The organism is Pseudomonas sp. LAMO17WK12:I1 (genome assembly GCF_900177315.1).
Taxonomy (GTDB): domain Bacteria; phylum Pseudomonadota; class Gammaproteobacteria; order Pseudomonadales; family Pseudomonadaceae; genus Aquipseudomonas; species Aquipseudomonas marginalis.
This window is the reverse complement of the sequence record NZ_FWZV01000002.1, coordinates 189,310-215,668: the sequence shown is the minus strand read 5'-3', so window position 1 is coordinate 215,668 and position 26,359 is coordinate 189,310. Positions and strand designations below refer to the sequence as shown.

Here is a 26,359-nt window from a genome sequence, read left to right as displayed (position 1 = left end):
AGTTTTTCGCTATCGTCACTTGGCACGCTCTTTTTTTGTTATTGGAATTAAGCCACACACAAAACACTTATCAGACGAACACAAACTGTATGAAGATTCGATTGATGTCGTTTGCATCACTTGAATACATGGAGCATTAAGCCTTTTCCACGCTGTACTTATACTCACAGGAAGCGACAAATCTTCGATATTGCTCAGTACTTATCGCTAGCGCTTCATCGCTCAGACTCTCCAGCCCACTCAGAAAGAAGCCAGGTTGATAGATCATCTCAACTCGGAAGGCCAGCACCTCGAACGGGCTGGTCAACTCGTCAAGCGTGCGACCATAGCGGCCGCCTTTTTGATAATCAGAGGCCTTGGAATAAGTCGAGACGGCAATGCACAAGGTTTTGCCTGCAACCGCCCTGCCACCGCCATAGGCCCAGCCAGCGGCGAAGACATCGTCGATCCACTGCTTGAGCAATGGCGTGCAGTTGTACCACTGCATCGGAAACTGCAAGACGATGCGATCATGGGCCTCAATCAATTGCTGCTCGGCAACGATGTCGATTTCGCCACTTGGGTATCGCCCATACAGATCAATCACCGTCACACCCGCGAGGCTTTCGATGGCCTTGCACCAAGTGGCGTTGATACGTGAGCTGGACAAGTCCGGGTGCGCCACGACTACCAATGTGTTCGCCAAAACTGACCTCCTCGTGCCCAACGATCGCCGAACTTTTCAACCTGGATAATGGCAATGGCCGTGTCGCGACCACCGCGTGGTAAAACTTACTTGATATACCAACCCCAAGGATCCCGACTCACATAGGCGGTGACCTGCTTGGTTTCGAGGTAATTATCCAAGCCCCATTTGCCGAGCTCACGACCGATGCCGGATTGCTTGTAGCCTCCCCATGGGGCTTCGGTGAAGGTCGGCTGAGAGCAGTTGATCCAGATAATGCCCGCACGCAACGCCGCAGAAACCCGATCAGCGCGGGCGTCATCTTTTGTCATCACCGCAGCAGCCAGGCCGTAACGGCTATCATTGGCCAGACTCAACGCTTCGCGTTCAGTGGAGAAACGACGAACGCAGACCACCGGGCCGAAGATCTCTTCCTTCCAGGCATGACTGTCCAGCGGCACCTCGGTGAGGATGGTCGGTTGGAAGAAATACCCTTGACGTAGCTCCTCGGGCCTACGGCCGCCAGCAACCAGTTGCGCCCCATCCTCCTGAGCACGCGCCACGGCAGCAATGACCTGTTCATGCTGCTGTTTAGACACCAACGGCCCGAGCAGGATGCCGTCCTCCATACCATCACCTATGGTGATCTTGTTGGCTTCCTCGATCAGACGCGCCAGCAGCTTGTCGTAAACGCCATCCTGCAACAGCACTCTTGATGTAGCTGAGCAGACCTGACCCTGGTTCCAGAAAATACCAAACATGATCCATTCGACGGCACCCTCGATGTCGGCATCGTCAAAAACAATCAATGGCGACTTGCCCCCAAGCTCAAGGCTTATGCGTTTGATGTCCTTCGCAGCCTCGGCCATGATGTGCGCCCCGATACGGCCCGATCCCGTGAACGCCAGCTTATCCACCAGCGGATGACTGACCAAGGCCTGGCCGGCTTCACCGCCAAGACCCGTCACGATATTCAGGACGCCCGCCGGCAACCCTGCTTCCTGTGCAATCGCCGCGAGTTCCAATGCGGTCAATGAAGTGTTTTCTGCGGGTTTGAGCACAATGCTACAACCCGCTGCCAGAGCGGGAGCGACCTTCCAGGATGCCATCAATAGCGGGTAGTTCCATGGGATGATCGCGCCTACTACGCCTACCGCTTCCCTACGCACCTTGGTCCGGAAACGGTCATCGGAAATAGCAATATCTACATCATTGGAATCGTCGAGTTGCTCGGCAAGGCCCGCGTAGTACTCAAAGCAACCCGCCGCGTCACCAATGTCCCAGCGCGCTTCAGGCAACGGTTTGCCATTGTCGAGAACTTCCAGACGTGCCAAATCCTCGGATCGCTCGCGGATCAGTTCAGCAATGCGTCGCAGATAGGCGCCACGCTGGGCACCTGTCGTGTTTGGCCAGCCATCCTTGTCAAATGCTCGACGGGCCGCACAGACAGCGAGGTCGATATCCTCAGCGGTGCCTTGGGGGATGGCATGAATGACTTGCTCGGTAGACGGATTGATAACGTCCAGGCTGCCTTTTTTGACCGGGTCAGTCCATTGGCCGTCAATGTAGAGTTGAGTACGCATGCTTTCTCCAAACCTTTATGTGTATGGGCAACCGCCGCTACTTCGAGCCAGCAATGATCAATGCTTGAGAAACCGTGTGGGAACGGTCCCGCGGCATACCCGGTCAATGATCAGCGCCAGGATTACGATGGCAAGACTCGCGCGCACACCTAAGCCAAACTCCATGCGGCTAAGCCCTCGCGTCACCTCGGAACCGAGTCCGCCTGCGCCTACCAGCCCGGCCAAAACCACCATCCCCAGCGACAACAGAACGCACTGGTTGACGCCTACTAGCAAAGTCGGCAATGCAGAGGGAAGTTCGATTTTCCACAAAACTTCCCGTGGGCTTGCGCCGATCGCGGCGCCAAGCTCAAGTCGATTTTCGGGGATTTGACTCATCGCCAAGATGGTCAGGCGAATCATTGGCGGGATACCGAAGATGATGGTGGCCAGCAAGGCAGGGACCGCGCCCAGGCCAAACAGCACTACTGCGGGCACCAGATAGACCCATGGCGGCATGGTCTGCATGACATCGAGAATCGGTCGCGAGAAAATTTTCAGTCGTTCGCTGCGCGACAACAGGACGCCTAAAATGATGCCGATCGACAACGAAAATGTCACAGCGATAATAATAAGCGCAATGGTATGCACTGCAGGAGGCCACATTCCCAGAATCAAGCAGCAGCCAAGACCAATAAGGGTCATCAGCCCTACCCGCCAACCCGCAACCAGCATGCAGATTAAAGAAAGACAGCCAATGACTACCTCCGGCGAACCCAATGAGAGCAGCGCGACAATGCCGCCAATCAGCACATCAAAGAAATGCGCAATAGCGCTGAACACGTCATGGAAATTGCTGTTCAGGTAGCTGAGAAATGGCGCGACTATCGAGCCAGGGGAGACGCTTGAGTCCATCACAATGCTCCTCTTTCGGTAGTGCATACAGCCTGGGATATTCGGTCGAGAATGATCGTCAGGACCACGATGGCGATACCGGCATTGACGGCCAGATCAATCTTCAAAGTTCGCACAGCCTCATAAATGGTCTGGCCCAAGCCGCCGGATCCTGCGATGCCTGCGATGACCACCATGCCAAAACTCAACATCAAACTCTGGTTGATACCCGCCAAGATCGAAGGGATCGCGAATGGCAGTCGAATCTTCAAAACCTGCGAAACGGGTTGCATGCCCACGGCAGAGCCAAGCTCACAATATTGCGGGGGCGTCATGAAGATACCGTGTGCGGTAAGACGCAAAGCGGGCGGAATCGCAACCAGACAAGTCGCCCAGATTGCCGTCGCCGGTCCATACCCGAGTAAGGCGATACCAGGTAGCAAGAAGATGTACGGTGGCATGGTCTGGATGAAGTCCAGCACTAGCTCGGCACTGTGCTTCCATTTTGCCGACAACCCCACCAACACGCCCAGCGGGATGGCAATCAAAAGTGCCAGCAATGTTGAACTGAACACCAAGGTGAGCGTGGCAATGGTTTCGGTCCACAAGCCCATGGCATGACACAACCAGAGGCCAGCGGCGGCGGCAATGGCAAATAACACACCATTCACTCTCCAGCCAACCAGCGTCACGATCAGGACCACTACCCACCAGGGCGCGAACATCAGCAGGATATTAAAAGCGCCATAGGCAGCTTCCATACCCGTGCTGATCGCTGCGAAAAACCCAGACGCCTCGTCGATCAGCCACGCCAGAGACGTATCGACGACCGCGTCGAATGTCTCGATGATTGTATTCATACTCTCCTCCCATAACCCGTTCCAGGCTTCATGACTCAAGCCAGATCGAGGCCGCGAACGGCCCTGAGCAATGTTTCACGGCAAACGGTGCCGACTATCTGGCCGTCCTGCTTGATGGCTACTATGTCTTCACGTTTACCAACGGCCACATCGATCAGCGTCTCGAGATCGGCATCAATGTCGACGCTGACCAGAGCGTCCAGCGAACGCCCGCCAAACTGCGAGAGGTCCTGACTGTCGATACGCTTGAGCATTGAGCGCGCCTTAAGCAGCTTCAGCCGAGAGATACCTTCCATAAAACTGGCGACGTACTCGTCAGCAGGGTTGAGCACTACTTCTTCAGGGGTACCGATCTGGATCATCCGGCCCTCTTTCATGATTGCGATGCGATCACCGATACGGATGGCTTCATCGATATCATGAGTAATGAAAATAGTGGTTTTACGCAGCTCAGAGGAGAGCTTTTTGAATTCGATCTGCAGTTGCTTGCGAATTAATGGGTCTAGCGCGCTGAACGGTTCGTCCATCAGCAACACATCCGGATCGGCTACCAAAGCTCGAGCGATTCCTACCCGTTGCTGCATACCTCCGGATAGTTCTTGGGGGTATCGATTGGCCCAGTTGCCCAGACCAACCTTGTCCAGTGCCTCCTGGCTCTTCCGCACACCATCGGATTTCTTGATGCCTTGCACCTCAAGGGGCAGCATCACGTTCTCCAACACAGTGCGATAAGGCAATAGAGCAACGTTCTGAAATACCATTCCCATTTTGCGGGAACGCAGGTTTCTCAAGTCTCCAGACGCCATCTTGCAGATGTCTTGCCCGTGGATGAGTACTTCGCCACAGGTAGGGGCGATCAGCCGGTTGAAATGCCGGATCAATGTCGATTTTCCGCTACCGGACAAGCCGATGATGCAAAACGTCTCTCCCTGCTGCACGGTAAAGGTCGCATCCGCGACCGCCACGACTGAGCCGTGTTGCTTCAGTAACGCATCCTTGCCTTCGGTAAAGCGCTTCGCAGCGTCGATTGCCACGGAGCTCTGATTGCCAAATATTTTCCAAACGCCGCGACACTCCACGATTGGGGCTGCGACTGCTTGAGTAGGTTGAGTAATCATGTTCATAGGCCTATCCGGAAGCTGATTATTGTTTTTCGGCCGAGCGCCTTCAGGTTACGCCAACCGGGCATAGTCTATTGCCTGACATCTGCGCCAACTTTCCGGCGAGCTCCCCGTCCTTCCACCAGGTATCAATCGCCCGTTTCTTCTTACCGACAAACAAGAGGGCCTGGGGTGTCGTCCCAGACCATCGTGTCGACTCAAGTGACTGTCTCCTCATTGACGCTCATGAGGCTGACTAACCGCAGAAAATCTGTACTGCAAACAATCCTTAGACGACTCAGAAAAGCGATCTATGAATGACTGCAAGGAGCCGACTTTCAGTTTTTCAGCGTTTCGAATCAGCCTTGGAGAAGCGGCTGAAGAGCGGCTTCGAGTACGGTGGCTTCCTGTTCGGTAATGCGCCGTTGCGGCTTGCGCAAATTGCCAGTGCCGAAGCCGCGCAGGTGAGCAGCGTACAGCACAGCCGGGATGTAGTTGGTGGTCTGAACCAGCAGTAACGACGGCAGCATACGATTCCACAGAGCCAATGCGTCGTCGTAGCGCTTTTCCTGAACCAGGTTATACAGGTCCACCGATTCGCGCGGCATGTAGTTGGCAGCGCCCCAGATGGCACCCTTTGTGCCCGCCAGGAAGGCGTACAAAGTGATGGTGTCGGAGCCGTTCAATACCCCGCCCCCACTTTGAATGTACTGCTGCTGAACGGTGAAATCGCCGCCGCTATCTTTGATGTAGTTAAAATTTTTCAACTGCTGTAGACGGGCTAATAGTCGCGGAGAAATCGAGATCTGAGTAGCGTAGGGAATGTTGTAGCCAATAATGTCGATATTTACGGCTGCGTCGATCTCGCGATAAAACTCGAACAGACCATCCTCATCGGTCGGACCCTCCAGATACGGCGGCAGAATCATGAGCGCATCGGCGCCTACGCTCTCGGCATGTTGGGATCGACGCACGACTTCATCAATGTTTAATGCCGAGGTCTGGCAGATGACGTTGACACGCCCGTTGATGCGTTTGATGCCCACTTCGTACAGTTTGTTGCATTCGGCTTCGGTCAAATAGGGGTGTTGACCGGTACCTGCACCGAGTACCAGACCATGTACACCCGCCTCGATGTATTGGTCGATGAGATTCTCGAACGCGGTGTAATCGATCTCGCCGCGGTCGTTGAAAGTGGTTTGCATCGCAAGGTTGATGCCGGCCAGATTTGCCATTGCAAGTCTCCTGTTTTTAGATTTCTTGTCCAGCTTCTTTGAATCGACGTCCGGTGACGAACTTCACACCCAACGACGTAATGATTTCCGGATAGGCTCGTGAGGGAGCCTTACGGCGCTTGAGGATTTCGATGGTAGTGGAGTTCATGCCTGAGGCTAATTCGGCCAAAGCCTTCCCGAATGCAGCGCCACGGGACACTCCTGTTCCGTTGCAAATACCCGTGCCGTAAACATTTTCCGCCAGCTCACCCCAGATCATTCCGCCATTTTGGGATAAGGTCAGTAGCCCTCCCCAGCTGGACTCGAACCCCATGGAGGCGAGTTCTGGATAGCGCCTGTCGAACGACACCTGCTGTTGCAGGCTTGCCTGATGCACGTCGTCGGTCGTGGTCTTGTACTTCTTGGCGTATGAATAAACGTTGCGAAAGATGAGTCGATTGTCATTCGTCCGGCGTACCGTAGTGCCAAAACTGTTCGCCGGAATCAGCCCGAATGGCCCGGCTCCGCAGCCCGTAAGCTCCTTCTCGGACAGCTGGCGCGTCATACTCGCAAATGTGTAGACCGGGATCGCCGAGTTCTTGTAAAAACCGAAATTTGTCAGGTAGCCTGATGCGCAAATGATCACTTTCTGCGCATTGATGACGGCATCGCGGGTTTCGAACACATGGTGCGGCTTGCCGAACCTGGCAGAGGTGATAATGGTGTTCTCGTGAATCTTGATATTTTTTGGAAGTGCGAGCGCCGCGTTCATCAGGTATTTGGCTGGCTGAAGAAGCACAGTACCAGGGTGATGCAATCCTTTAATGTAATGCTTGCTGCCGGTCAACTCGCGCATTCCCCCGGACTCAACCCAGCTATACTTCTGCCCCATAACGTCAAGGGCTTTGGAGAAATGCTCGAGGTCAGCAACGCCGTGCTGGGTTGCTGCACTGTGGTATTTGCCTTGGGGATCCCAGTCGCAATCCACACCTGCTTCAACCGCACTCTTCATGTATGAGGTGCCCTCCAGGTTGACGTGAAGTTCTTCCCGGTTGCCTTGTAAATCTTCGACAAAATCACGCTTGCGGGGGTTGTGCGCCAAGTCAATGGCAAAGCCCATGCATCGACCGGACGCGTTGTTGCCAATGCGACCGGCATCCACTAACAGCACTCGAGCATTGGGATTGAGCTCGGCGTAGCGGCGAGCGGCGTGCAACCCCATCCAGCCCGCTCCAATCACCAAGCATTCACATGTCACATTCGCGGTGAGCGGATTGAGCGGCAGTTCCACTCCGCTGGCCAGGTACCAACCCGAATCGGTCGGTTCAACCTGAGGCGGCGTCACTTCGATGCGTTTATCAGATGAAGAATCCAACTTGTGTATCTCCTGAAATAAGAAAACCGTTGTATCGACATCTGCTTAATCGAAACTTTGATTCGATCCGAGTAGGCAATTATTGAGACACCACTCTGCACAGAGCCTTTTCTTTTTACACACTTACACACAAGCGCTTTATTTCAGGTTTAGAACTTCAGCGCCGTTCTTGTTCTTGTTTTTAAGCCGCAGGCTGTGCTCGATAAATATTGGATGTGCGGGCCTGCACCCCTCGGTAAAATGGCGTTTAAATATTACTGATTGCCGCTTCAATTCATTGATGCGACGAATGATCAGTAGATCGGTGGAGCAATCACCCAGAGAATCTTTACTTCCGATTTGCCGGTATTCACCCAGCGATACGACTCGCGAACAATTCGAAAACTATCACCTGCTTTCAGGCTGTATTTATTCTTGCCCAGCCAGATATCGAATTGCCCACTGATAACGTAGAGTTCTTCCTCTGTGTTACGGGGCGTCGCTTGTGGTCGGGTTGCACCTATTGCAAAGATGCTGAGAAACATTTCGAACATCCCACCTATATCCGGCGACAGCAGCTCTTCGGTAATGCCATCGAGAAATCCCCCTAAGCGCCGACGACTGTCGGCTCGGACAACACGCCCCATCTCGGCAGCCGGCTTGCTATCGGCGGTAAAAAACCAGCCCAGGGTCACACCCAATACCGTTGCAAGCTTTTTGAGATCAGTAATGGAAATCTCGGTGTTTCCGCGCTCAAGCTGACTGAGAAAGCTAGGCGATCGGCCTGTTGCCAATGCAAGCTCAACGAGTGTCTTGCCACGTGCTTTGCGGAGTTTTCGAATTTCATTGCCCCACGCGATGCGGTCCCCAGGCATTTCCATCCCGAGCTCCGTTCTCGCTATGTCAGCAACGTCATTCACTATCAAATCCTCATCTCAACCCTGCAACAACCACAAAAAATTTTCTGCCCAAATATTTTATAAATCAATTATGCACGCAGAAAAAATTATTGCACTATTTTTTTTCTTACGGCTTAGCGTTGATCGATAGCGCCGTTCAATGGGCCTGGTTTAGATAGGGTTCCGTTGCCGAGGCAGGGTGAGCGGACTACGGGAGCGCTTACGTGACATGCCCCGTTCCAGTGACAAAAAGGATCAGGGGATGTAAAAGCCCCTTTGGCGAAAACACGTGCTGGTAACACGAGCAAACCTGCTTTCTCGACGCTCTTCAACGTCGGGACAGATCTTCATCCACTATGGAGGCTTGAGGAGTTGAGGGCGGACTGGAGAGGTAGAACAACTCGCTGGACCGTCGCAGGCTGACGGCACTCCTGCCTTCAACACAAGAATGTCGTAGCGAGACTGTCACTGCGTTGCCTCACGCGATCAATTAGAAAGCTGGCGGTGCGATAACCCAAATGACAACGGCATCGATCTCACCGGGGTTTTCCCAGCGATACGGTTCATTGGCGATGCGGAAACTGTCTCCCGCACTCAGACTGAATGGATACTCACCTATCCAGAGTTTGAGCTGTCCAGAAACTAGAAAGCCCTCCTCTTCAGTCCCACGGGTGGTCTTGGCTTCAAAAGTGGCACCGGAACCAATCGTGCTGAGGAACATTTCGAACGCGCCTCCGATAGAAGGTGATAACGATTCTTCCGTCAGCCCGCCGGCCACTGAGCCCAGCCGTCGACGGCCACCTGCACGAACCACTCTCCCGGCCTCTGCCGCCGGCTGCTCATTTGTCATGAAGAACCAGTCCAGTGGCACTCCCAGAGTGAGCGCAATGCGCTTCAGATCGGAAATAGGAATTTCAGCACGACCACGTTCAAGCTGGCTTATGAAGCTGATCGACCGACCAGTGGCCAAGGAAATTTCGGCCAATGTCTTTGAACGAGCTTTGCGCAACTTGCGGATTTCCTCGCCCAACGCAACGCGATCCCTAGTGGAATCAAAATCGCCATAACCTAACTCAGGGTTGTCGACCCGCATTTCTTTCCCCTAGTCCGTAAAGCATATTCATGAAAAAATTTCGACATCATTATCCTTGAATGAAAAAAAAACACCATTTTTTTGATTGTCTCGTCGCCGGCCTTGCTTAGGCTATGTGACTCGGGCGCACGTCAAGAAGCCCCTTCGAGTATGACAAATGTCCCAGTCGCAGCACCCGCGCGTAGGGCCTTAGCCGCTTGGTATTCTGCGCTTTCATAGAAGCGCTTAGCGTCGGCGAACGAATCGAACTCGAATATCACATGCCGCTCATGAGTTTCACCTTCGAGACTTTCATACTGTCCCTCTGCAATATTTTTTGGGTTGAAAGGCCGCATTGCTTCGCCTGCGGCTTTTGCATAGACGGCGTACGCTGTTGCATCCGAAATGCTCACGTGCCCGATCAGGTATCCTTTTGGCATGTCTGCCTCTCTTTAAAGGGGGGGTATATTCAACTCAACGCAGGGCGATAATTACAGCCGCCTGCGTCACAGGTATTCATTTGTGTTCACGGGCTCTGCTTCGACGCCACCGGCGTGAAAGGCGCAGGGCGTCTGCTGGCATTCTGGTGATCAATCATCCAGCCCGGATAATAAGTCGGCAAAACACTTACAGCCTCAAGGCGCACTAGCTCCACGTCGGTAAGAACGACATCGGACGCACCCAGATTATCTTCGAGTTGTTCGATCCTTTTGGCACCGATGATGACGCTCGTGACATGTGGTTTGGCAAGTAACCAGGCGAGCGCCACTCTAGCGACGGAGATACCGCGCGCTTCGCCGATGGCGCGCATCTCCGCCACGCAGGGCCAAGCCTGGTTCAGATCAACTGGCGGAAAGTCGAAACTGCTACGCCGCGAACCTTCCTCGGTGGACGCTCCGGGGCCGAATTTCCCTGAGAGCAATCCTCCTGCAAGAGGCGACCAGACGAGTAGCCCCATCTCCTCCTCGATAACGAGTGGCACCAGTTCACGCTCCACGTCACGTCCGGCAATGGAGTAATAGGCTTGGAGCGTCTCAAAGCGTGTGGAATTCAGTGCTGCGCTCAGCCCTAGCGCTTTGCCGATTTTGCCCGCATGCCAATTTGAGACGCCGACATAACGGACTAGCCCTTGGCGCGTCAGGTCATCCAGGGCCCGCAATGTTTCTTCTATAGGGGTCACAGGATCGCTGGCGTGAATCTGGTAAAGGTCAATATGATCGACCTGAAGGCGTTCCAGACTCCTCTGCACAGAATCCATGATATGACCGCGCGATGCCCCTTGATCGTTGGGCTTCGAGCCCATCACGCCAGCTGTCTTGGTTGCCAGCACTACCTCGCTGCGCGGCACGCCAATGTCTCTCAATGCCTGGCCGAGGACGCGCTCAGACTGGCCGAAAGAATAAATGTCAGCGGTGTCGATGAAATTGATCCCTTGTGCCAGCGCGTGGGCGATCAAACGATTGGCATTGCCCTGATCAACCGCGCCGATTGCAGCCCACATACCCGCGTCAGCATTACCTCCCAGTGTCATCGTGCCGAGGCACAGCTCGGATACATACAGGCCCGTACGACCAAGTCGGTTGTATTTCATGGCGGCTCCTTCGAGATTCGCTGGATAAGATGTGGCACTGCACTGCCCTACATCGTTGGCACATATGGATTTCAGGTGTGCTGAGATTTCCCGGATTGAAACTGTCCGGCAATGAGTGCGACGCGAGCGCCATACAGACGTGCCGTCTCCAGATCCCCTTGCGACATCTCTTCAGGAGAAGCATCGGCAGGCGTCTGCGCCATGGGCGCGATGTAGGAGCCCATACGATTTGGGTCGTCGCGTTTCGAAGCCTTGACGTTCGCCGGTTTTATATCCAGGCCGACCCAGATCCCGGCGTGCTGCCCGGAAAGCAGGAAGAAATACTCAAGTGTGTTGAGCTTGTCGCCGTTGATGCTCGCGCTGTTGGTGAAGCCGCCAAATATCTTGTTTTGCCATGTGCCTTCGAACCAGGGCTTGGAGGAGGCATCCGCGAATTTCTTGAACTGCCAGCTAGGGCCGCCCATGTAAGTAGGTGAGCCGAAGACAATGGCATCTGCGTCAGTGAGGGTTTGCCAGGCATCGTCTGAGATATTGCCCTCGGGGTCGATTGCCACCAATACGGCACCAGTGCCTGCACCTTCGGCGACTGCGGCCGCCATGCGCGCTGTGTGGCCATAGCCGGAGTGGAAAACGATGACAGTTCGGACAGGCGTGGAAGTTGAGTTCATGCGTGCTTCCTTATGTGCAATGAGTTACGGGCGACATGGGAGCTACTTTACTGAGTACAAAATGCGCTATAAACCATGCAATTCTGAACGCTCTGTTATCTATCTGGTGAACAATGCCAAATCTCCAGGCACTTTTGATTTTTGCCCGCGTTGCGGAAATGATGAGTTTCACGCGTGCGGCTGAAAGCCTAGGAATCCAGAAGGGACGGGTGTCGACGGTGATTCGTGCGCTGGAACGAGACATGGGCGCGACCCTCCTGTACAGAACGACACGCAGCGTGCAGTTGACCGAAGATGGACGTATTTTCTATGCACGCGCACGTGACCTGCTGGCCGAAGCTCAGGACGTGCAGTCTATGTTCGCGAGCAACGGCGCCCCCCTGAGGGGGAGATTGCGCGTAGATATGCCAACTGAATTGGCAAAGACCGTCGTGATTCCCGCTCTGCCGCAGTTGCTCAAAGTGAACCCTGAGCTAGAGCTGGAGCTGTCCAGCACAGATCGTCGGGTCGATCTCGTCCAGGAAGGGTTCGATTGCGTAGTCCGTCTCGGGCCAATCGTTGACGACAGGCTGATCGCCCGCTCGCTGGGCAAGTTGCGCATGATGAACGCGGCGAGCCCAAGCTATCTGGCAAAGTACGGCATACCGCAAACACTCGACGACCTCCTGATCCAAGGTCATCAGATGGTTCATTACACGCCGACACTCGGCGCCCGACTCGCTGGATGGGAATATCCGGAGGGTGATAGCTACGCATCGCTTGCACTGCCAGGGGCGATGCAAGTGAATAACGTGCAGACCTATCATGCTGCGGGCCTGGCGGGGATTGGACTGATTCAGGCCGGTTATTTGGCCCTTGCGCACCACATCAAAACCGGCGACCTGGTGGAAATTCTGCCCGATCTACGACCCGAGCCGCTCTCGGCATCGCTCGTAGTCGCGCATCGGCGTAACCTTTCCCTACGCGTACGGGCCTTCATGATTTGGATTGAGAGTGTATTGGAACCCTATTTTGATTAGCCGCTTGAGTAGGAGAAACAGAGTTGGTCATCCCTGCGGGGAGCTCGGCAGTGGCGAAAACCGATGTACCTCACTCCTATTCCAACGCTGGCAGGTCCAGGTTGGTATTCACTATGTCCGTGACGGAGATGCATCAGTAGATGCCGGCAGACTGAAATAACCACCCGCCCGAGCGAGCCATTGCACATGAACTCGGGGAGGCATACCACCTCGCTATCACTGTCTGCCATCGATGGACGCGTTCCAACACCGACGCAAGGCTTGTCAAGCATGCTATTGCGCGATACCTCATAGCTGAAATACTGATTGGTTTGCCAGTCAGTTCCGGATATATATTTTATCGTTAAATAAAGCAACTCCCGAATATCGAGCACAATAAATACGCATTAGATATTCAAAAAAAAAAAAAAAATTAATTTAATTAGTCCGACAAACGCGAGAGCTCTCATGATTAAAATGCTAGCCGCCGTACGCCGAAAACCTGGCATGACTCATGCTGAGTTCTTGAAATATATAGAGCATCAGCACGGAAATATTGCTCGCGTCAAACCTTTGAGTGTCAAACGATACGTACAGAACCATGTCATGGACTGTGCTTTCGGAGTTGACTCCGATGTTACCTATACAAAAAACTTTCATCGAGATTCTATCACCGAATTATTTTTTGATGATATGTCAGGTTTGATTCACACCTTCAGCGACCCTTATACCCAACAAACAGTAGGGCCTGATGCGAAAAACTTCGCAGACCTGTCTAACCAGGCCGCTCAATTGATGGATGAAGTCGAAACCGTCCACGCAAGTGCTGCGCCACTCAAATACAAGGTGATGATTTTTTTGAAAAAAAATCCGACGGTGCATTTGGATGCTTTTTTCACCGCATGGGATTTGGCGCACGATGCAATCATCAGCCGACACCCAGATTTTCAAAGTGTATTACACCGGCATGTTCGTTCCAGGTACCTGCCCGAAGGTGACAGGGTAACCGCCTATTTCGGACCAGACATCACGGTATATGAAGGTGCTTGCAGCATGTGGTTTGAAAATGAAAGCGATCTTTCCAGTTTTCGTCAGTATCAGCACTCACTGTTCCAACAGCTTTCTAACGAAGAGATTGTAGTGTCATCGGAGTCTTTTTTCGTATACGTCAAAGAGGTAGTGATTATGGACCTGAGCCAGTAAACACTTAATTAACGGGACTGTGTTCAACCGCACGTCAATGCGGACTCAACCCGTTTGAGTCCGCATTCGGTGCCGCGCACCAATAGATATTAATGATAGACACCAGAACAGCGACTCATTTAATTCAGATGGGCTCGGCCAACGTCGCAGTGGATTCGCGCATGATCCGAGCATGCTCTTCCTTGTCACCACCACTTTTTTCTATCTCGCACAGCCGTGCGGAGTTTTCGACCACAAGTTGACAACGCTCCCAACGCCGCTTCTCGAACCGGCTCAGGGCAGTCTGTAGATCGCCCGCGGCGAGCAATTCTTCGGCAAGCACGATGGCGCTCTCAATACCAATGCCAGCCCCGGAAGCCAGATGCGGCGTGGTGGCATGCACCGTGTCGCCGATCAGCACGATACGGCCCTTGTGCCAGGGCAACGGCACCAACAGATTGGACAGCGGACGATAGTCGATATTGGCGCCCGCCTCGTACAGTTGCGGCACCAGCGTTTGCAGGATCGGGGCTGGAAACTCACTCAGCAAGCGCGCCATTTCACCCGGCCAGCTGGCCGGATCGATCCACTCGGAAAACTCGCGGTTTTCCATGAGGAACATGTACATGTGCGTTTCGGAAATCGGATTGACGCCAACCTTGGTGCGACCCAGCCAGTGACTGGGACGCACGATTTCCGGTGGACGCTTCAGCACCGCGCGCCAGACGCTCTGATGGATGGGTTTTGGCGAGGGTGCATCCGGGAAAAAGTCCTTTCGTGTGCGCGAATGCACACCGTCAGCGGCAATGACCAGGTCATAGCGTTCAGTGGTCCCGTCGCTGAAAGACACGTCAATGCCATCGTCATGCTCAATGACGCTATCGTAGGTGATGCCCAGGCGTACGCGGGTACCCACTTCCCGCGTCATGTCGGCAAATATTCGAGCCAGCACCGGGCGCAGGATGCCGCCACCACAGGGAATCGGCTTATCGCTGACCGGCGGTCGAAGCGCCAATTGCACGATCAGGTCACCCACCGGTGAAAACACATCGAAATTGGTCGACAGGTACCCTTCCCCGGCGACCCTTTCCAAAATCCCAACCGTATCAAGTGCTCGCAGCGTGGGCCCACTGAGCGTAATTCCCGCTCCCAAAGGACACCACAAAGGATCTATTTCGACGAGGTCCACTTCGATGCCCTGGCGGGCGAGCTGGATAGCCGCGGTCATACCGGAGAACCCTCCTCCGATCACCAGGACCTTGTTGACTGCTGCAATCATCACGCTCTCCTAATTATTCTTATTCACTCGGGCAGACATTGCATGGCGCACCGACGAGCGCTGCGGCGTCATCGCGTCAATGCCGCAGCAACATGGAATGCCGACGAAAAATGCCGGATCAGCCACGAGACTATCGAATCGGCTATCAGCGCTGAAATCGCTTTGCACAATCCGAGGTATCGCTGGCGGCGATGGGTCTCGCAGCTAAGCCGGACGCATTGCTCGGGGTGCCCGCCTTTGCGGCAGAACCAATAAAAAGGCCGGCGAACTGCGGCTCATGCGAACCGCCATCCACCGGCCTTTAACGACGGTTGTTCAAACGCTTTCCAAGCCATCCCAGCAGAGGTATTTCACTTCAAGGAATTCGTCGATCCCAAGGTGTGAACCCTCTCGCCCAAGCCCGCTCTGCTTCACGCCACCGAAAGGTACGACCTCATTCGAGATCAAGCCACAGTTGATCCCCACCATGCCCGATTCGATGCGCGCGGCGTTGCGCCAGATACGCGCCGCATCACGGCTGAACAGATACGCCGCCAGGCCAAACTCGCTGTCGTTGGCCATCGCAATGGCTTCGTCATCCGTGTCGAAACGCACCAGTGGCATGACCGGGCCGAAGATCTCTTCGCGAGCGACCCGCATCCCATGGGTCACATCAGCCAACAAGGTGGGCTCGAAGAAACACCCGCCCAGCGCATGGGGCTTGCCGCCAGACAGCAGTCGAGCGCCTTGGGTCAGCGCATCATCAACCAGCGCCTGGGATTTTCGTACCGCCGAGTCATCGATCAACGGCCCGACTTGTACACCCGGCTCCAGGCCATTGCCCAGTTTCAGGCGTGCCATGCGCTCGACGATGCGTTCGGCCAGTGCGTCATAAACCGCGGACTGCACCAGCACCCGATTCGCGCCGATACAGGACTGTCCACCATTGCGAAACTTGGCCAACATCACCCCGTCAGCCGCAGCATCCAGATCAGCATCATCGAAGACAATGAACGGGGCGTTGCCGCCCAACTCCATGGAGCATTTCTTGACCGTCTGCGCCGCTTGCGCCAGCAGCAGCCGGCCCACTTCCGTGGACCCCGTGAAGGTGAGCTTGCGCACCAGCGGGTTGGCCGTAAGCTCACCGGCAATGTCGCGGGTGTCGTTGCCAGTGATCACACTGAAAACGCCGGCGGGCACGCCAGCGCGCTGCGCCAGTTCGGCGAGTGCCAGCGCGGTCAGCGGTGTCTGGCTGGCCGGTTTCACCACCATCGTGCAACCGGCCGCGAGGGCCGGAGCGGCCTTGCGTGTAATCATCGCAGCGGGGAAATTCCAGGGCGTGATCGCCGCGCAGACGCCGATGGGTTCGCGCAGGACCACGATGCGCTGAGTGTCCTTTACGCCCGGAATCAGATCACCGCGCACCCGTGTGGCTTCCTCGCCAAACCAGCGCACAAAAGACGCCGCGTAATCGACTTCACCCCGCGCCTCCTCCAGTGGCTTGCCCTCCTCCAGGGTAATCAGCGTGGCAAGGTCCTCCCGATGTTCAACCATCAACTCATACCAGCGGCGCAACACCTCGCCACGGCGTTTGGCCGTCAGGCGACGCCATGGGCCAAAGGCCTCATTCGCCGCGTCGATGGCGTGCCGAACTTCAGTTTCACGACAACGCGGCAACTCGGCCAGCACCGTTTGGTCCACCGGATTACGCAGCGTGTAGTGACCGTGCGGCGTCTCGGTCAGCCACTCACCGGCGATATAGGCACCGTCACGCCACAGTGTGGGATCTTTAAGTAAATGCTTCACTGTGCAACCCTCCTGATCAGCACGGATGACGCCCGATCATGAAGGCGCTGTCAGGATCCGAAGTCACCGGCAACCCCGACGCAACCAACCCTTGACGCAGCGACTTCATGAAGCGATCCGGCACGCGCATCGCCGGGGCACGCAGTGGGCCGCCGTTGAAGCCGGCGAGCCAGTCCTGGTATTTCCACATCGTGCGATTGAGCACACCAGTGCCGCCGGCATAGCTTTGCGCGGCGGCGCCGTTGGCGCTGCGTGCCGGATTGACCTTCCAGTACAGTTCCATCGCCTCTTCAAAGCGGCCCGTGCGTGCCAGTTCGAAAGCTTTCGGGTAGTAGTCGCTCATCCAGGCGGTGTTGCTGGTGCCGGAAAACTGCAACTTCATCAGGCTCATCAAGGGGATTGCGTCGCCTTCGATCGGGCAACTGATCACCACCTGATCACGGAAGTGGTAATACATCTCGCAAATGCCCGCCGGCAGCGGGAACCCTTGCTCGGACTTGATGGCCGCGATATTCGGGCAATCGGCCAACAGCCGACTGACCAACTCCAAGGACATCCCTGCCGGATGCACGCGCTCAAAGCCCCAGAGCGGAATCGGGAAGAGCATGACGGCGAGGTCCGTCGCGTCACAGAACGACTTGGTGTAGTCGTAGATTTCCTGCTCGCTGGTCGGCCAGAACTGTGGTGGATAGGAGAGTAGGACGATGTCCGCACCGGCATTCTCGGCGAGCTTCACCGCCTCGATATTCTCGGCAAGCGTGCCAAAGGCCGCATGGAAAAACAGGATCAGGTCTTTCCCTGACTCACGGGCCCAGGCAGTGAACTGGGCATTCTCCTGGATAGAAATCGCCAGCTCGCTGCACAGCAACGTGGCGCTGTAGCCCAGGCCGACCGTATGTTCAATGTCGTGGCGAATGCCACGTTCGTTGAGTCGCTTCAGATCGGCGCTAAAACTTGGAATGGTGACCGCCGAGCAGCCCACCAGGTTTTCCCGCGCCCAGGCACGGGCATCTGCTTTCTTGTATGTGGCCATGATGATTTTCCTTCGAACAGTGGAGGGGTTATTTCGAGACAGGGACAATGCTGGCGGGCAACTCGATGCCGAGGCCTTCTTGCCGGGCGCGCTCGTACAGCGCTTGGGCGATGACGACGTCCTGCAGCGCCGAGCCAACAGACTTGTAGAGAACGATGTCGCTTGCGTGCTGGCGCGGTATGACACGGCCCGCGACGAGGTCCGACAGCGCGACCAATTTGTCGGCGACATAAACGCCGGCACTGATCGCCGCAATGGCGTCACCGGTATCGTGAAGCACCTCTTGCGGCATATCGGCGACGATGCAGACGGCTCGCTCCATCGTGACCGGGTCAACTTCCCGTTGCTCAGGCAAGGTGGAACCCAACGACACAACCGTGGCCCCCGGGCAAAGCCAGGCGCCTTGCAGGACCGGAGATTCGTCACGACTGCGGGCGGCACAAATCACCACGTCGCAATCCTGCACAGCTTCTTGCGCGCTGTTCACCGCTTGGATCTCCAGCCCTGGCCTGAAGCTCTCGGCAAAACGCTCGCGGCTAGCGGGCGTTGGACTGAATACCCGGACATGCGCCACATCGCGCACGGACTTGAGGCAGTCCAATGCGCCACGGGCCTCAAACCCCGAGCCAATCACCCCCACCCGCAGCGCGCGCTTGGGCGCCAGTAAATCGACTGCCAGCGCAGCGGTTGCCGCGGTGCGCAAACCCGTCACCCGGTTGCCGTCGATCAGGGCACTGAGCGCCATGGTTTTCTGATCGAACAACGCAATCAGGTAGCTGGCGCAGCGCGCCCGCATGGAGGCTGCGATCAACTTGCAGCCCATATGGCCGCCAGCCGGAGGTACGGCAGTCAAACTGCGCAGCCAGATGCCATCGCCCCGGGCCATGGAGCGAGGCGGCACCATGGCATCCGATGCAGGGCGTGCATACGCCTCGGCGAGCGCGGCGACGGCGGTGCTCCAGTCGGCGAGCGAGGCCACATCGGCGTCACTGAGAAAAAGCGTCGGGGCAATGACTTGGAGTTCTTGGGCGTGATGCATGGCGCAAACCTCGCAATCGGGGATCAGTCGTTGGTTGACTGACACCCTACGAGGCGCGCCCCCCACCGAATACTGCTGGGGATGCAAAGCAGCTATCGCTTAAATCGATGGCATGGACAGATTGCAAATCAGCCGTCGCACTTCACGGGAAGCACGGGTCAAGGGGCGCCGGGGCGATTCGACCAGCACGACAAAGCGCTCCAACACGGGCTCTATAATGCGCGATGAAATAAGTCGTTGATCCAGTGAGCCCGGCAACACCGAGGCAATCGCATAGCCTCCGCCTGCCGCGACGACTTCGTACTGGAGCTGGACCGAGTCGGCTTCCACGGCCACGCACAGTTCCACGCCTTGCTCCGCAGCCAAATGATCGAGCCTGGCCCTCAGCAGATGCGGCCGCCCAGGCACGACCAATGGCAACCCAGATAGATTTTCCAGCGCAATATCTCGATTTCCGAGCAGAGGATCGGCGACGGGTCCTACCAGGTGCAGCGGTAGCCTGGCCAACAGATGAGCTTGGCCGACGCTCGCCTCGCTCTCGCGCAGCACCAGCGCCATATCCAGACGACCATCGTGCAACTGCTCTTCGAGTTGAGCACTGGCGCCCTCGATCAGGTGCAATCTCACCCCGGGCATCTGCGCGCGCACCGCAGAAAAGAGCGTCCCCGCAAACCGGCGCACCGCGGAAGGCAACATGCCCACAACTACCTCCCCCACCGGCTTTCCACGCAGGTTGCGAATGTCATCGACAAGGCTTTCAGCGTTCGCCAGAAGATCCGATATACAGGGCAGCAACTGCTCGCCAAATTCGGTCAGAACCACCCCACGTCCGTTGCGATGGAACAGGCGTTCGCCACATTGCGATTCGAGCAGGGCAATATTGCGACTCACCATGGACTGCGGCATGTCCAGTAGTACGGCCGCTTTGCTGAGACTGCCAGCCGCCACGACCCGGACGAACAAAGTCCAGCGGGGATCGATGATGGTGAGCGCCGTGGCAGTAGGCTGCGTGGCCATGTCCGGCACCGGGTAGCTCTGGTTCTCCGTCATGTCATCAACTCTTGGCGGGCCTGGTGCAAGTATTCGCGACTGTCCTGGAGATGCAGGCGCATCGCGGCACGCGCACACTCAGTGTCCTGATGGAAGATCGCCTGGTAAATCTGCTCGTGCTCGCTTTGCATGCGCTGTTCGTAATGCAAAGGCTCATCGTGAAACAGACGCGCAGAATCCAGTCGGCTGCGGGGGATGATGACCTCGCCCAGGTTGAGCAGTGTGCTGGCGATGTAGGGGTTGCCGGTCGCCTGGGCAATGCCCAAATGGAATTGAAAATCCAACGCCGCCCGATCATTGACGCTGACATCCGGCTGCCCGAGCTGATCGAGAAGTGCCCGCAACCCCGTCAACTGATCCGTGTTGCGTCGCTGGGCCGCGAGCCCGGCGGCTTCGACCTCAAGACCGATCCGAAACTCCATGATCGCCAGCGAATCGGTGATGAGACCGATCGTCTCCGGGTCGATGAAGGCCCCCAACGACAGGGCGCTACCGCATACAAAGGTCCCTATGCCGTGGCGTGTCTCGACCATTCCCCCGGCCTGTAGACGCGACATGGCCTCGCGCACCACGGTCCTGCTGACGCCATGCTCCAGCATCAGGGCCGACTCGGTGGGCAACTGTTCACCGCCACGCAGCCGTCCCTCGATAATGTGCTCCGACAGCAGCGCCTCAAGCCCCTGGGACAGGCTAGCGCGCTTTTTCCCACCGGCAGCCGGCACGCTCATTCCTCGAAAATCGCTACGGCGCGGACGAAACCGGCCGAAGCGTGCCTGATCTTGTAGGGGAAGCAGGACACCTGGAAACCATGGGCCGGCAGGCATTCCAGGTTGGCCAGCTTCTCCATCTGGCCGTAACCGATGTCGCGTCCGGCCTTGTGCCCTTCCCAGATGATCGAGGCGTCGCCTGTGGCGGCGAAGCGTTCGCGTGTGTACTTGAACGGCGCGTCCCAGCTCCAGGCATCGGTGCCCACCACGCGCACGCCGCGTTCCAACAAGTACAACGTGGCCTCACGGCCGATGCCAACCCCGGCGTCCAGGTACCCAGGCTGGCCAAACAGCGCGCCGGCACGGGTATTGACCAGGACAATGTCCAGCGGCCGTAGAACATGGCCAATACGCTCCAGCTCTGCTTGCACTTGGGCAGCGCTGACCACATGGCCATCCGGCAAATGACGAAAGTCCAGTTTGACGCCGGGTTGCAGGCACCAGTCCAGCGGCAACTCGTCGATGCCAAACGCCGGCTTGCCACCGTCCGTGGTCGAGGCGTAGTGCCAAGGGGCGTCCATGTGCGTACCGCTGTGCGTGGTGATCTGCAGGCGCTCGGCCGCCCAGGATTCGTCGCCAGGCAGTTGCGCCTTGGACAGGCCGGGAAACATCGCGGCCATCTCCGGCCAGCCTTGCTGATGGTCCATGTAGTCGATTTTCGGCAGCAACGGCGGTGGATCGGTGTAGGGGTTGTTGTCCAGGGTGACGGACAGGTCCACCAGGCGGCGTTTAGCTGTTTGCATGATCAGTCACTCCAAGCGCCACCCGTCCACGCATACGACGCGCCGGGGCAGCAGCGTTCAAACTGTTTCGTATCAAGGCGCCGGCAGAGCCGTCATGGCGAAAGCCAAGGGCGCGGGCCAGAGGGGTTTTCATTGCAGGGAAGTTGCCGAACAACGCTTGCAGCCCGGCATCCGGCGCGAAGCTGATCAGCGCGCGGCGTTCCTGGCCGTAGGCTGCGGCCAGGGCATCGATGACCTGGGCAATGGACAGGTGCAACAGCGGCAGTTGCCAGACACGTGACGCGCCGAGCTCGGCCACCGGCAATTCGGCGGCCCGCAGCAGGTTATCCACGCAACACCGCACGGACATCCACCACACCTGCGCCTGCGGCGACACCGGGCAGCAATACGGTTCACCTTGAGCGAAGGCGTAAAGTAGATCGCTCATGAACGCCGAGCGCAGCCCATTGGGTTCACGTGGACGGGCTACGATGCCGGGCAGGCGCACGGCACGACCGTCCACCTCGCCCCGTCGGGCAAGGTCATTGATCGCCATTTCCACCATTGCCTTGTGCGCACCGTAACTCAACTGCGGGTGCGGCACGGCACGCTCATCCATGCGAGCCGGCAGGTCGCCGCCGTACACCGCCACGCTGCTGGCATACACCAGCACCGGCGTACCAGGCTGCTCGCGCAACTGGTCAAGCAACTCCAGGCTTGCCAGCAGGTTGACCTGATAGCCCAGTGAATAGTGCTGCTCGGCCGCGCCACCCGGGATGCTGACCAAGTGAAAGACCACATCGATGCCATCGGCCAAGGCCCGGCGCAATAACGCGGCGTCGGTGACACTGCCGCAATGCCGGCGCAGGCGCTTATCCTCAGCAAACCCCACCAATTCCTTGTCCAGTAATATCAACGCGCTGATCGACCGGCCTCGCAACTCATTGGTTTGGAGCAATCGTTTCACCAACGCCCGGCCGACAAAACCATTGGCCCCGGTAATCATTACGCGCATGGGAGGCCTCCGCGCACGATGCACTGGTCTATCGCCCCGAACACCGACTGCCCTTGCAGATCGAAGACCTCCATGCGCACGCGGTCGCCAAAGCGCATGAAGGACGTCTGTGGCGCGCCGTGCTCAATCATCTCAACGGCACGACGCTCGGCGATGCAGGCCGCGCCCACCGTGGGATCGGCATTGGAAACGGTGCCGGAACCGATCACGCAGCCGGCCCTGAGTCGCCGGGTCAGCGCCGCATGGGCGATCAATTGATGAAAGCCGAAATGCATGGCGCCACCGTGGGCATGACCGAACCACTGGCCATTCCATTCGACCCTCAGCGGCAAGTGCACACGCCCGTCGCGCCAGGCCTCGCCCAACTCGTCGGGGGTGATCGCCACCGGGGCAAAACTTGACGAGGATTTGGCCTGGATAAAACCGAAGCCGGTCTTCATTTCCCGAGGGGCGAGCGCACGCAAGCTGACATCGTTGACTTGCACGATGAGCCGGATATGGTCGGCGGCCTCTTGCGCCGAGCAGCCCATGGGGACCTCATCGACCAACACCGCGAACTCACCTTCAAAATCGATACCGTGGCTTTCACTGGGCAGCACGATGTCGTCGTGGGCCCCCAGAAAGTCATCGCCACAGCCTTGATACATCAGCGGCGTGTGTTCAACACCTTCGATCGGGTCCAGCGCGAACGCCTTCTGCATGCGCTCGCCATGACTGAGGAAGGACGACGCATCCAGCCACTGCCAGGCACGAGGCAAGGGTGCGGCGGCTTGCTCCGGATCAAAGGCGAAGGCCCCGGTCAGCGTGCCTTCGTTCAAGGCGTCATACCGCATGCGCAAAGCCGTTTCGACGCACGGCCAATGCTCGATAGCCTCCTGCAGCGTCGCGGCGATATCGCTGGCCTCCACCGCCCAGGCCAAGTCGCGCGACACTACCAGCAGGCGACCGTCGCGGCTGTGATCTTTCAGGGTGCTGAGCTTCATGCCGGTTCTCCTTGCAGCTCGGCGGCGAAACGGCCATCGAGCAGCACGAAGAGCATGCGGGCCATCTGCTCGGTGCGATTGCTCCAGGCGTGGTTGGTGCCGCGCTGCACGACGATGTCACCACGCTTGAGATGCACTTCCTCGCCATCGAGCACCAGCCACACCTCGCCCTCCGTGACCACGCCGTAATCGAGCGTTTCGGTGCGGTGCATCAGCTTGTGTTTGGAATCCGCCTGCCCCGTGCCGGCATGGGCCTGGCCAATTTCGGCAAAGGCCGCCGCGGCATCCTCGGCGCTGATTTGGTTCTGCATGCTGTCGGGCGGGATATCCACCACGCGAATGACGCTGCCCAGGGGTGCCGGGCTCAATTGAAGCGGCTTGCGGGTGGGGTCGTCGCCGTTATCCAGCACAGCCGGGCTGGCGCCACTGCTCCAGATCTCATGGAAGACCGTGCCAGGCACGGCCTTGAGCGGGAAGCTATTAGGCGTCGGTCCGCTGAGCGCGACCACCGCCTGGCCCTGGGCATCGTGCCCGGTGACCACGCGTTTGAAACCAGGAAGTTGTTGCATGTTCGACTCCTCAATCAGTTGGCGAAACGCGCCAGCGGGTAACGATGAATTCATGAGAAAACCTTAAAGATCGAGCACCAGCCGCGCGCTTCTCGCACGGGAGCAGCAAGGCGTGAACTGGTCGTTGCGGGCCCGCTCGGCATCGGTCAAGAACATGTCACGATGCTCCGGCTCGCCGTCCAGCACGCGCGTGATGCAGGTGCCACAGATGCCCTGCTCGCAGGACAAAGGGATGTCGATGCCGGCCTCCAACAGCACCTGGGCAACGCTGAGCGCGGCCGGCACTTGGAAACACTGTCCGGTGCTAGCCAGTTGCACCTCGAACCCGCCCGCCTCACCCGCCGAGGCGGTGGCAGCGGTAAAGTACTCACGGTGCAGTTGCGCCTCGGCCCATCCCTGCGCGCGCGCCGCGCCAAGCACGTGCTCCATGAAACCGTTGGGGCCACAGACGTACAGGTGACGATCGGCGGCGGGCCCGGATAAAACCCGAACGGCGTCGAGACGCTGGGCCTCCTCGCCATCGTCCACATGAACCTGCACGCAATCGGCAAATGTCGAATGGCGGATGTACTCGATAAAAGCCATGCGCCCGGCCGAGCGACCGCAATAGTGCAGCTCGAAAGGCGCGCCGATCCGCGACAGACGCTCGGCCATGCAGAGGATCGGCGTGATACCGATACCCCCGGCGAACAGCACGCTGTACCCCGCCCCATGTTCCAGTGGGAACAGGTTGCGTGGCTCGCTGATGCGCAGTGGGCTGCCTTCGTGCACCTGCTCGTGCATGGCCTGCGAACCGCCGCGAGACGCCGGGTCGAGCAACACGCCCAGCCGGTAGCGGTGCCGTTCTTCCGGTTGATTGCACAGTGAGTACTGGCGCACCAGGCCGTTGGGCAGGTGCACGTCGATATGCGAGCCGGCGCTGAAAGCAGGCAGCATGGAACCCTCGTCCGTGGCCAGTTCAAAGCTGTATATGCCATCGGCTTCGAGGCGCTTGCGGGTCACAACGACATCGATCATCACCGGGTACCCGCTGGCTGCTCAGCGGCGATCAATCGACGCAGGACACGTCGGCAACGCACGGCCCCGGCATCGACTGCCAGCAACACAGGGTTAAGGCCCAGCAGCTCGAACTCGCCAATCTGACGCTGCTGAGCCTCGACCATGGGTTTGTCTTCACCGGCAAAAATACCGATCAACATATCTTGGACGAAGGCATTCAACTGCGCATTGTCCTGCTCGAAACTGCGCGTGTTAGCAAAGAAATAATGGGTATTGCTCGCGTCCTGCGGGGTCATCAGATGCAGGTTCCATGTCACCGGTCCCTCGTCCCTGGGGCGCCCTGGAGCCGTGGCGCCACTGCCGAGCAGCATCAGGCCAGGTGGGTGCCAGATGACTTCGGCCCAGACGTCAGCCCGGCTTGGATCTTCAAGGTGAGCACCGAAAACCGGCGGCGGTACATCGTCCGGCGCCCACCAACTGATGCGCACGCGATCATTGGGCAGCTCCTCGATGGTGGCGCGGGTGCGTGACAACGCCCCGCCACCGAGCGTATCGGGGTGCAGGAAATCAACGTGGCTCAGGTCCATGATGTTGTCGGACAGCAGCTCGTAGTGCGCGCGCGTAGGCAAATATCCATGCCCCTTGGCGTGGGTTGGCGCCTGGTCGAGGAAGGAAAAATCAGGAATCAGCCCATCGTTGGCCAGGCTCGAATCGCCAGGCCAGACCCAGATCGCGCCATGGCGCTCAGCGACCGCGAACGCGCGAACACAGGCGGCCTTGGGGATACTCCCATCGCCATGGGGATTGTGCGTGCATTGGCCACGGCCATCGAAACGCAGACCGTGGTACGGGCACTGGACGCTGTCGCCGACAATCTTGCCCATGTGCAGCGGGGCAAAACGGTGCGGGCACCGATCGGCGAGCGCCTGGATCACACCCTGGCTATTGCGAAAGAACACGATGGGTTGCTCGACGATGGTTCTGCCAAGCATGCCACCTTGCCCCAACTCGTCTGCCCACCCAGCGATGTACCAGGTGTTGAGCAAATAACTCATGATGT

Annotated in this window: 26 protein-coding genes; 2 read left to right on the top strand and 24 right to left on the bottom strand. The window is 57.5% G+C overall.

The genetic code is table 11. The features are described from left to right. Window positions 1-136: 136 nt before the first annotated feature. From B9N88_RS03620 to B9N88_RS03565, 12 genes are all read right to left on the bottom strand, one after another. Window positions 137-685, bottom strand: a complete 549-nt coding sequence (locus B9N88_RS03620; RefSeq protein ID WP_051429281.1) for an NAD(P)H-dependent oxidoreductase — start codon at window positions 683-685, stop codon at window positions 137-139. Window positions 686-771: 86 nt separating this feature from the next. Continuing rightward, window positions 772-2,247: an aldehyde dehydrogenase family protein gene (locus B9N88_RS03615; protein WP_027603347.1), complete on the bottom strand. Its 1,476-nt coding sequence runs from the start codon at window positions 2,245-2,247 to the stop codon at window positions 772-774. 57 nt (window positions 2,248-2,304) lie between these two features. Continuing rightward, entirely contained in the window at window positions 2,305-3,141 is an 837-nt protein-coding gene (locus tag B9N88_RS03610; protein ID WP_027603346.1) for an ABC transporter permease, read from the bottom strand. Next, window positions 3,141-3,980 carry an ABC transporter permease gene (locus tag B9N88_RS03605; protein WP_027603345.1) on the bottom strand — a complete coding sequence of 280 codons (840 nt, stop codon included), beginning with the start codon at window positions 3,978-3,980 and terminating at the stop codon, window positions 3,141-3,143. Before B9N88_RS03605 ends, B9N88_RS03610 begins: the two co-directional genes overlap by 1 nt. A gap of 35 nt (window positions 3,981-4,015) precedes the next feature. Further along, a complete protein-coding gene (locus tag B9N88_RS03600) occupies window positions 4,016-5,104 on the bottom strand; it encodes a quaternary amine ABC transporter ATP-binding protein (RefSeq protein ID WP_051429280.1) in 1,089 nt (362 codons plus the stop codon). Between the two features lie 335 nt (window positions 5,105-5,439). Then, window positions 5,440-6,315, bottom strand: coding sequence for a dihydrodipicolinate synthase family protein (locus B9N88_RS03595; RefSeq protein ID WP_043293230.1), 876 nt, complete (start codon window positions 6,313-6,315; stop codon window positions 5,440-5,442). A 16-nt stretch (window positions 6,316-6,331) separates the two neighbouring features. Beyond that, entirely contained in the window at window positions 6,332-7,669 is a 1,338-nt protein-coding gene (locus tag B9N88_RS03590) for an NAD(P)/FAD-dependent oxidoreductase (protein ID WP_218188742.1), read from the bottom strand. 293 nt (window positions 7,670-7,962) lie between these two features. Next, window positions 7,963-8,568 carry a helix-turn-helix domain-containing protein gene (locus B9N88_RS03585; RefSeq protein WP_213673574.1) on the bottom strand — a complete coding sequence of 202 codons (606 nt, stop codon included), beginning with the start codon at window positions 8,566-8,568 and terminating at the stop codon, window positions 7,963-7,965. Between the two features lie 469 nt (window positions 8,569-9,037). Beyond that, window positions 9,038-9,640 (bottom strand): helix-turn-helix domain-containing protein, encoded by a 603-nt coding sequence (locus B9N88_RS03580; RefSeq protein WP_051429279.1) that lies wholly within the window; start codon window positions 9,638-9,640, stop codon window positions 9,038-9,040. 131 nt (window positions 9,641-9,771) lie between these two features. After that, on the bottom strand, window positions 9,772-10,059 hold the full coding sequence (locus B9N88_RS03575) for a DUF1330 domain-containing protein (protein ID WP_027603339.1): 288 nt from the start codon (window positions 10,057-10,059) through the stop codon (window positions 9,772-9,774). Window positions 10,060-10,145: 86 nt separating this feature from the next. Continuing rightward, on the bottom strand, window positions 10,146-11,210 hold the full coding sequence (locus B9N88_RS03570; RefSeq protein ID WP_027603338.1) for an aldo/keto reductase: 1,065 nt from the start codon (window positions 11,208-11,210) through the stop codon (window positions 10,146-10,148). 71 nt (window positions 11,211-11,281) lie between these two features. After that, window positions 11,282-11,878 carry a flavodoxin family protein gene (locus B9N88_RS03565; RefSeq protein WP_027603337.1) on the bottom strand — a complete coding sequence of 199 codons (597 nt, stop codon included), beginning with the start codon at window positions 11,876-11,878 and terminating at the stop codon, window positions 11,282-11,284. Window positions 11,879-11,991: 113 nt separating this feature from the next. On the opposite strand from B9N88_RS03565, the gene B9N88_RS03560 reads away from it, so the two are divergent. Beyond that, window positions 11,992-12,897, top strand: a complete 906-nt coding sequence (locus B9N88_RS03560) for a LysR family transcriptional regulator (protein WP_027603336.1) — start codon at window positions 11,992-11,994, stop codon at window positions 12,895-12,897. A gap of 447 nt (window positions 12,898-13,344) precedes the next feature. Next, window positions 13,345-14,079 carry an EthD domain-containing protein gene (locus tag B9N88_RS03555; RefSeq protein WP_027603335.1) on the top strand — a complete coding sequence of 245 codons (735 nt, stop codon included), beginning with the start codon at window positions 13,345-13,347 and terminating at the stop codon, window positions 14,077-14,079. A gap of 124 nt (window positions 14,080-14,203) precedes the next feature. Here the strand turns inward: B9N88_RS03555 and B9N88_RS03550 are convergent, their stop codons facing one another. The 12 genes from B9N88_RS03550 to B9N88_RS03495 form a co-directional block, all read right to left on the bottom strand. After that, entirely contained in the window at window positions 14,204-15,337 is a 1,134-nt protein-coding gene (locus B9N88_RS03550; protein WP_027603334.1) for an FAD-dependent oxidoreductase, read from the bottom strand. A 315-nt stretch (window positions 15,338-15,652) separates the two neighbouring features. Further along, on the bottom strand, window positions 15,653-17,122 hold the full coding sequence (locus B9N88_RS03545) for an NAD-dependent succinate-semialdehyde dehydrogenase (protein ID WP_027603333.1): 1,470 nt from the start codon (window positions 17,120-17,122) through the stop codon (window positions 15,653-15,655). 16 nt (window positions 17,123-17,138) lie between these two features. Next, on the bottom strand, window positions 17,139-18,155 hold the full coding sequence (locus tag B9N88_RS03540; protein WP_027603332.1) for a dihydrodipicolinate synthase family protein: 1,017 nt from the start codon (window positions 18,153-18,155) through the stop codon (window positions 17,139-17,141). Between the two features lie 28 nt (window positions 18,156-18,183). Continuing rightward, window positions 18,184-19,194 carry an ornithine cyclodeaminase family protein gene (locus tag B9N88_RS03535; protein ID WP_027603331.1) on the bottom strand — a complete coding sequence of 337 codons (1,011 nt, stop codon included), beginning with the start codon at window positions 19,192-19,194 and terminating at the stop codon, window positions 18,184-18,186. A gap of 99 nt (window positions 19,195-19,293) precedes the next feature. After that, window positions 19,294-20,244, bottom strand: a complete 951-nt coding sequence (locus B9N88_RS03530) for a LysR family transcriptional regulator (RefSeq protein WP_235865574.1) — start codon at window positions 20,242-20,244, stop codon at window positions 19,294-19,296. Then, a complete protein-coding gene (locus B9N88_RS03525; RefSeq protein WP_027603329.1) occupies window positions 20,241-20,972 on the bottom strand; it encodes a FadR/GntR family transcriptional regulator in 732 nt (243 codons plus the stop codon). Before B9N88_RS03525 ends, B9N88_RS03530 begins: the two co-directional genes overlap by 4 nt. Beyond that, a complete protein-coding gene (locus B9N88_RS03520) occupies window positions 20,969-21,754 on the bottom strand; it encodes a cyclase family protein (RefSeq protein ID WP_027603328.1) in 786 nt (261 codons plus the stop codon). Before B9N88_RS03520 ends, B9N88_RS03525 begins: the two co-directional genes overlap by 4 nt. Continuing rightward, entirely contained in the window at window positions 21,741-22,748 is a 1,008-nt protein-coding gene (locus tag B9N88_RS03515; RefSeq protein WP_027603327.1) for an NAD-dependent epimerase/dehydratase family protein, read from the bottom strand. Before B9N88_RS03515 ends, B9N88_RS03520 begins: the two co-directional genes overlap by 14 nt. Further along, on the bottom strand, window positions 22,739-23,731 hold the full coding sequence (locus tag B9N88_RS03510; protein ID WP_027603326.1) for a fumarylacetoacetate hydrolase family protein: 993 nt from the start codon (window positions 23,729-23,731) through the stop codon (window positions 22,739-22,741). The genes B9N88_RS03515 and B9N88_RS03510 overlap by 10 nt, the downstream gene beginning before the upstream one ends. Next, entirely contained in the window at window positions 23,728-24,300 is a 573-nt protein-coding gene (locus B9N88_RS03505) for a cupin domain-containing protein (protein ID WP_027603325.1), read from the bottom strand. The genes B9N88_RS03510 and B9N88_RS03505 overlap by 4 nt, the downstream gene beginning before the upstream one ends. A gap of 63 nt (window positions 24,301-24,363) precedes the next feature. Further along, window positions 24,364-25,317 (bottom strand): PDR/VanB family oxidoreductase, encoded by a 954-nt coding sequence (locus B9N88_RS03500; protein WP_027603324.1) that lies wholly within the window; start codon window positions 25,315-25,317, stop codon window positions 24,364-24,366. After that, window positions 25,317-26,354 carry an aromatic ring-hydroxylating dioxygenase subunit alpha gene (locus B9N88_RS03495; protein ID WP_027603323.1) on the bottom strand — a complete coding sequence of 346 codons (1,038 nt, stop codon included), beginning with the start codon at window positions 26,352-26,354 and terminating at the stop codon, window positions 25,317-25,319. The genes B9N88_RS03500 and B9N88_RS03495 overlap by 1 nt, the downstream gene beginning before the upstream one ends. Between the last annotated feature and the right edge of the window lie 5 nt (window positions 26,355-26,359).

Excerpts from the sequence above, each read along its gene's own strand:
- B9N88_RS03580 (WP_051429279.1), bottom strand. The coding sequence starts at position 9,640 with ATGCGGGTCGACAACCCTGAGTTAGGTTATGGCGATTTTGATTCCACT.
- B9N88_RS03525 (WP_027603329.1), bottom strand. The coding sequence starts at position 20,972 with ATGAGCGTGCCGGCTGCCGGTGGGAAAAAGCGCGCTAGCCTGTCCCAG.
- B9N88_RS03535 (WP_027603331.1), bottom strand. The coding sequence starts at position 19,194 with ATGCATCACGCCCAAGAACTCCAAGTCATTGCCCCGACGCTTTTTCTC.
- B9N88_RS03505 (WP_027603325.1), bottom strand. The coding sequence starts at position 24,300 with ATGCAACAACTTCCTGGTTTCAAACGCGTGGTCACCGGGCACGATGCC.
- B9N88_RS03520 (WP_027603328.1), bottom strand. The coding sequence starts at position 21,754 with ATGCAAACAGCTAAACGCCGCCTGGTGGACCTGTCCGTCACCCTGGAC.
- B9N88_RS03550 (WP_027603334.1), bottom strand. The coding sequence starts at position 15,337 with ATGATTGCAGCAGTCAACAAGGTCCTGGTGATCGGAGGAGGGTTCTCC.
- B9N88_RS03500 (WP_027603324.1), bottom strand. The coding sequence starts at position 25,317 with ATGATCGATGTCGTTGTGACCCGCAAGCGCCTCGAAGCCGATGGCATA.
- B9N88_RS03615 (WP_027603347.1), bottom strand. The coding sequence starts at position 2,247 with ATGCGTACTCAACTCTACATTGACGGCCAATGGACTGACCCGGTCAAA.
- B9N88_RS03555 (WP_027603335.1), top strand. The coding sequence starts at position 13,345 with ATGATTAAAATGCTAGCCGCCGTACGCCGAAAACCTGGCATGACTCAT.
- B9N88_RS03600 (WP_051429280.1), bottom strand. The coding sequence starts at position 5,104 with ATGAACATGATTACTCAACCTACTCAAGCAGTCGCAGCCCCAATCGTG.
- B9N88_RS03575 (WP_027603339.1), bottom strand. The coding sequence starts at position 10,059 with ATGCCAAAAGGATACCTGATCGGGCACGTGAGCATTTCGGATGCAACA.
- B9N88_RS03560 (WP_027603336.1), top strand. The coding sequence starts at position 11,992 with ATGCCAAATCTCCAGGCACTTTTGATTTTTGCCCGCGTTGCGGAAATG.
- B9N88_RS03515 (WP_027603327.1), bottom strand. The coding sequence starts at position 22,748 with ATGCGCGTAATGATTACCGGGGCCAATGGTTTTGTCGGCCGGGCGTTG.
- B9N88_RS03530 (WP_235865574.1), bottom strand. The coding sequence starts at position 20,244 with ATGACGGAGAACCAGAGCTACCCGGTGCCGGACATGGCCACGCAGCCT.
- B9N88_RS03570 (WP_027603338.1), bottom strand. The coding sequence starts at position 11,210 with ATGAAATACAACCGACTTGGTCGTACGGGCCTGTATGTATCCGAGCTG.
- B9N88_RS03565 (WP_027603337.1), bottom strand. The coding sequence starts at position 11,878 with ATGAACTCAACTTCCACGCCTGTCCGAACTGTCATCGTTTTCCACTCC.
- B9N88_RS03510 (WP_027603326.1), bottom strand. The coding sequence starts at position 23,731 with ATGAAGCTCAGCACCCTGAAAGATCACAGCCGCGACGGTCGCCTGCTG.
- B9N88_RS03610 (WP_027603346.1), bottom strand. The coding sequence starts at position 3,141 with ATGGACTCAAGCGTCTCCCCTGGCTCGATAGTCGCGCCATTTCTCAGC.
- B9N88_RS03595 (WP_043293230.1), bottom strand. The coding sequence starts at position 6,315 with ATGGCAAATCTGGCCGGCATCAACCTTGCGATGCAAACCACTTTCAAC.
- B9N88_RS03495 (WP_027603323.1), bottom strand. The coding sequence starts at position 26,354 with ATGAGTTATTTGCTCAACACCTGGTACATCGCTGGGTGGGCAGACGAG.
- B9N88_RS03605 (WP_027603345.1), bottom strand. The coding sequence starts at position 3,980 with ATGAATACAATCATCGAGACATTCGACGCGGTCGTCGATACGTCTCTG.
- B9N88_RS03540 (WP_027603332.1), bottom strand. The coding sequence starts at position 18,155 with ATGGCCACATACAAGAAAGCAGATGCCCGTGCCTGGGCGCGGGAAAAC.